We start from the raw sequence: 4,732 nt of genomic DNA on the forward strand, positions 1-4,732 counted from the left end.
TCGTCGCTGGTCAGGCTGAAACTTTGATCGGCCCCTGTTTCGCCAGTGATGACCACGTTGTAGCCGCTGCCGGTGTTGATGAGCTGGGCTGTCACGCCTAGCTTGGCGCCATTGATGGCGCTGACCATGCCCGCAGGGGTGGCGGTGGTGACATCAATGGCCCCTTGGTCCACGCCGCCAATGCTCAGGTTGAGCGTAAAAGCACTCCCACCATTGAGCGTGTTGGCGCGATCCGCAAAGGTGGAGCTGGCCGTGCGCTGCGCCAGCGCTGTTTGCAACACTTCGATGCTGTAGCTGCCCGCTTCGGCAGTGGCGCTGGCGCTCACACCAAAGGCGCTGGGTTGGGTGTTGCTGGGTTGGATCGAGCTGAAATCGCTGGCATCGTTGAGTTTGCCAAAGGCAGTTTTGAGCTCAGACAAGGCGTACTTCACGGCGCTGTAGCCCGTGATCTTGGCTTCGGACTTGGCGATCTTGGCTTCGATACGCTCTTTTTTGGGCGTTTTTTCAGCGTCCACCAAGCTTTGGGCCAGGCTGTTCACGTCGATGCCGGAGCCGGCGCCGAGGGTGTTGATGATGCTGCTGGTGGCCATGGGTGGGGTCGCTGTGTGGAGAGGGGGATGAGATCAGTTCAAGATTCGGCAGGTGTCGCTACAACTTGAGGAACAACACGCCATCAACCCCGGATGTAATCAAAAAGTGACAAGCCGGAGATCTTTGCAAAGCTGCCCATGGCCGCTTCCAAGCCCATCATTTCCTTGTTCATGCGGGTCACGGCCTCGGTGTAATCCAAGTCTTCGATCTCCGACAAGGTGGATTGGATGCGCAGCTTGGTCACGTCGAGCACATCGAGCTGGGACTGCACCACCGTTTGGTCCGAGCCGTTTTGGGCTTGCGACAGCGTCAGGCTGTTGTGCATTTGTGTCACGTCGGCAATGCCTTGCTGGATCTTGCCGGTTTGGCTGTTGTTCATGCCTTCGATCATCTGGTCCAGGGCATCGAAAAACCCTGCGGCCTGGCCATCGTCGCGCACCACACGGCTGAATACGTCGGTGCCGGCGCGGGTGAACTGCACGGTGCGTTCCACGCCTGCAGGAATGCGGGTTTGCGTTTGGTCGCCTTGGTAGACGACTTTTCCATAGGCGTCTTCGACAAAGGCGGGGGTTTTGACCCGTGTGCCCGAAAACAAATAGTTGCCGCTGTCATCGCGTGTGTTGCCCAGGCTCAGCAGTTGGTCGCGCAGGGCTTTCATTTCTACGCCGATGGCTTTGCGATCGTCAGGACCCAAGGTGTCGTTGGCGGCTTGGATGCCGAGCTCTTTCATGCGGATCAGGATGTCGTTGGAGGCAGACAGGGCGGTTTCTTCGGCGGTGTAACGGCCCATGGCCACGTTCAGTGTGCGCATGTGGCTGTCTTGGCGCTGCACTTCACCCTTCAGGCGCTGGATGGCTGCGGCCTGGTCGGGCGCGGCGCTGGGCGAGAGGATTTGTTTGCCCACGGCCATCTGGGCTTGGGTTGTGGCCAGCTTGTTTTGGATCGTGCTCATGCGCTCGGTGGCGCGGTCAAACAAGAAAGAGGTGGAGATTTTCATGAGGCGGGCCTGTTAGCGCACTTGCAAAATGGCTTCGAACAAAGACATGGCGGTTTGCATGACCTTGGCGTTGGCCTGGTAGGCCTGCTGAAAGCGCACCAGCGCCGAAGCTTCTTCGTCCAAGCTCACGCCCGAAATGCTGTCACGCGCTTCTTGGGCTTGTTGGTAGACCACATTCAAGGCTTGCTCCGAAATGGCGGCCTGACGGGCCACATTGCCCACTTGGTTCACGCGCTCGATGTAGGCCTCTGTGATGGTCAGGCCACCGGGCATGAGGCGTTGGTCCTCAAGCGCCACCAGTTGCAGCATGGTTTCGTTGTTGCCGATGCCGTCTCGGTTGCCGTCGATCGTGAACTGGTCGCCCGTTTTGGGTGCGGTGGAAAACGACAATTTCAGACCACGGTAACTCAGGCTGGGGGTGGGTGAGTTGGGGTCGAGCGTCAATTCGCGTTCAGCCAGCACCGTTTGGGTGGCGCTGTCCACAATTTGGTAAGTGGTGTTGGTGCTGAACGTCACGGTCATCGGGCCGTCGCGAAGGGCCTGCTTCATGTCGCCTTCGACGCCTGCAAACTGAGCGCTCACCAGCGCTGTGCTGGCCACGCCGCTGCGGTCGGTCACAAACACCAGCAGGTCATCGGCTGCGGCACCGGTGATCGAGATGCGGGTGTCAAAGCCAAGGTGCTTCAAATCTTGGGGGGTGCCGGCACTGCCCATGCCCAGGCGGATGTCGTCTGTGGTGTTGGTGCTCGGGCGGCTCAGCACCAATTGGCCAGCCACCGCACTGGCGGTCACGCCGGTGTGGGTGCTTTCGGCATTGAGCCAAGAGACGATGTCGCTGAGCCCGAGTGCGCCTGTGGTGCTGAGCGCGGGCAGGGCGTGGCCATTGAGCGTGAAGGTGTAGGCTGCGATGGGGCCTGTGAATGCAGAAAAATCAGAGCCGGTCAAGACCGCTGAGAGCTTTTTCGGGGCCAGCCGATCGCCTGTGTCTTCGTTGAATTGTTGCTCCAGGCGCACCTCGGCTTTGGCACCCATGAAGATGTCCATGTCGAGGTAAGTGGGGCTGTTGCTTGCGCTGTAGGTGGCGTTGATGCCGCTGTCGCTGTAGGTGGCGCCCGCTTCCAGGCCATTGCTTTCTTTGATCAGCAAGGCTTGCTCTTTGCTGCTGAGCGTGGTGCCCAGCAAGTGACGGCCATCGCGTGTCAGCACCTGAAAAGACTGCCCTTCACCGGGGTTGTTCAGTGTCAATGACAGGTCTTGTGTGCCCACGGCCACCAGCCCCAGGCTGGCAAAAGGCTGGTTGACACTCATGTTCACGCCCACCGTAGCAATCTGTGGAATTTGGGCCAGGGCCAGATCGCGCAGCAAAGCGGTTGGTCCTTCAAAAGAGGGGGCGGTGTAAGCGATGCGGGCTTGCGCAGTGCCGCTGTTCAGCGGCGCGTCGATGACGCGGAACTGTCCCGCTGCGGCGACGCGGTTGGCATCTTGGATGAGCATGTTCATGCCTGCCGCTTGGCCCGACTGCCCTGCGCTAAAACCGAACAAATCGCCGCCCAGTTGTCCTTCGGCATCGACACCGTCGCGGTGAACTTTGTTGACTTCTTGGACCATGGTGGCGGCCAGGTCGTCCAGCGAGGCGCTGGCCGGTTTGAGCACCTGGTCACGAAAACTCATCACGCCACCGATCTTGCCGCTGGTGATGCCAGGTATCGGCTCAGACGTGCCATACGCGTCAATGACGAATTCGAGCTTTCCGGGCTCGATGCTGGATTCTTGGACGCTGATGGCGCGGGCACTGGTTTGGTTGACCAAAATGCCTTGGTCCAAGGTGTCGCCCACGCTGACGACCACAGCGCCATTGGGTTCGAACTTGGTCTTGACGGCCACCAGACTGGACAGTTCGCGCAGCAACAAGTCGCGCTGGTCCAGCAGCTCAGAAGGTTGACTGGCCACGTTGCTGTGTTTCGCCAATTGCTTGTTCATCAAGGCGAGTTGGCTGGTCAAGGCATTGACTTGGCCCACATCGGTTTCTACAGATTGGCGGGTTTCGTTGTCGAGCAGTTCAAATTGACCGGCCAGCTGGCGAAACCTGGCTGCTAGGCCATCGGCATCGCGCAAAAAGATGCTGCGAGACACCACCGATGCCGGGTCACTGGAGAGGTCGCGGGCCGATTCGTAAAAGCGGTTCATGGCCGTGGTCAGGCCAATGCTTTCGTCGCCCATCACGTCGATCAGGCGGTTCACATAAGACAGCAGGGGTTTTTGGCTTTCCAGGTCGCTGTTGCTGTTGCGAAGGTTCGACTCGACAAAAGCATCGTATTGGCGTTGCACCGCGTCAAAGCGTGCGCCAGTGCCCAGATAGCTGTTACCGATTTGACGCGGCTGGTTGGCGGCCAAAGACACATCTTGGCGGGTGTAGCCATCGGTGTTGACGTTGGCGATGTTGTTGGACACCGTGGCCAATGCCCGCTGGTAAGCGTTGACGCCCGAGCTGCCAATGCTGAGCAAGTCACTCATGGTTTGTCTCCAAGCTTGAAGCCGGTGTTGCGCTCAATGCGATAGGCTTCAATGGCGGCGGGTTTGAGCGACATGGGCTCACGCACAGGGTTCAGGGGCAGGGCGGCGGGGGCGGGGTTGGCACTGGCGGGTTGGCGCATGCGCAGTGCATCTTGCGTGCTTTGAACCTGCGTTTGGTTCATTTGGCGCTCCAGCATGTCGGCCAGGCCCATGCCACCGCGTTTGGCCATGCTCAGCGACACTTCCTTGTCCATCAGGTCTTGGTACATCTCCATGTTGCCGCCTTCGACCAGATCGCTTTTTTCGATCGAGTCGCGCATGGTCTTCATCATTTGTTGGATGAAGTAGGCCTCGAACTGCTCGGCTGTTTTGCGCACCGCCTTGCTCGGGTCGCGCGCGGCATCGCCCTTCAACTGCGTCAGCGCGTTGAAGTCCAGATAAGAGCCGGAGGTGGAGATGTCGCTCATGTCGGTTGGCTCAGATGGCTCAGATGACGATCAGCTCGGCACGCAAGCTGCCGGTGCTTTTGAGGGCTTCGAGGATGGCGATCAGCGCCGACGGGGTGGCTCCGACTTGATTGACCGCATCCACCACTTGGCGCAAATCCACGCCGGGTTGGAACAAAAACAT

Annotated in this window: 5 protein-coding genes; all 5 read right to left on the reverse strand. The window is 59.5% G+C overall.

Translation table 11 applies throughout. The features are described from left to right. Positions 1 to 590, reverse strand: a 590-nt coding sequence (locus Q0341_RS11400; RefSeq protein WP_299513357.1) for a flagellar cap protein FliD N-terminal domain-containing protein, incomplete at its 3' end; no start/stop codon positions are given. 83 nt (positions 591 to 673) lie between these two features. Then, on the reverse strand, positions 674 to 1,588 hold the full coding sequence (flgL, locus tag Q0341_RS11405; RefSeq protein WP_299513359.1) for a flagellar hook-associated protein FlgL: 915 nt from the start codon (positions 1,586 to 1,588) through the stop codon (positions 674 to 676). Between the two features lie 12 nt (positions 1,589 to 1,600). Then, positions 1,601 to 4,102, reverse strand: a complete 2,502-nt coding sequence (gene flgK, locus Q0341_RS11410; RefSeq protein WP_299513361.1) for a flagellar hook-associated protein FlgK — start codon at positions 4,100 to 4,102, stop codon at positions 1,601 to 1,603. Continuing rightward, entirely contained in the window at positions 4,099 to 4,569 is a 471-nt protein-coding gene (locus Q0341_RS11415) for a rod-binding protein (protein WP_299513363.1), read from the reverse strand. The genes flgK and Q0341_RS11415 overlap by 4 nt, the downstream gene beginning before the upstream one ends. A 19-nt stretch (positions 4,570 to 4,588) precedes the next feature. Next, positions 4,589 to 4,732 (reverse strand): flagellar basal body P-ring protein FlgI (locus tag Q0341_RS11420; protein WP_299513365.1); only part of this gene is annotated, 144 nt, incomplete at its 5' end.

This window comes from uncultured Limnohabitans sp. (assembly GCF_937889215.1).
Lineage (GTDB): Bacteria > Pseudomonadota > Gammaproteobacteria > Burkholderiales > Burkholderiaceae_C > Limnohabitans_A.